The sequence below is a fragment of the Bacillus sp. LR--39 genome, assembly GCF_053613335.1.
In genome coordinates, this window is record NZ_JBSIOT010001337.1 from 1 (window position 1) to 569 (window position 569).

The 569-nt window shown below is 50.6% G+C and carries 1 pseudogene; it reads left to right on the top strand.

Going from position 1 to position 569, the window contains the following annotated elements:
• Positions 1 to 569 (top strand): annotated as a pseudogene (locus ACWHAR_RS30350) (UDP-N-acetylglucosamine 1-carboxyvinyltransferase); the annotation flags it as partial.

The following is a 569-nucleotide window of genomic DNA, read 5'->3' on the forward strand; positions in this document are numbered from 1 at the left end:
TTATTTAGATGTCGTAAGCGTAGGGGCAACGATTAACATTATGCTCGCCGCTGTTTTGGCAGAAGGGAAAACGATCATCGAAAACGCTGCCAAGGAGCCTGAGATCATTGACGTCGCGACATTGCTTACCAGCATGGGCGCCAAAATCAAAGGTGCGGGCACCAATGTGATTCGAATCGACGGCGTGAAGGAACTGCAGGGCTGCAAGCATACGATCATTCCGGACAGAATTGAGGCCGGGACATTTATGATTGCAGGGGCTGCAATGGGCAAGGAAGTCATTATCGATAACGTCATTCCCACTCATCTAGAGTCGTTAACGGCAAAGCTGAGAGAAATGGGCTATCATATCGAAACAAGCGACGACCAGCTTCTCATTGTCGGCGGGCAGAAGAACTTAAAGCCGGTTGACGTCAAAACCCTCGTATACCCGGGGTTTCCGACTGATTTACAGCAGCCGATGACGGCGCTCCTGACAAGGGCGAAAGGGACGAGTGTCGTCACAGACACCATCTACACGGCAAGATTCAAGCACATTGATGAGCTGAGACGAATGGGTGCCAATATGA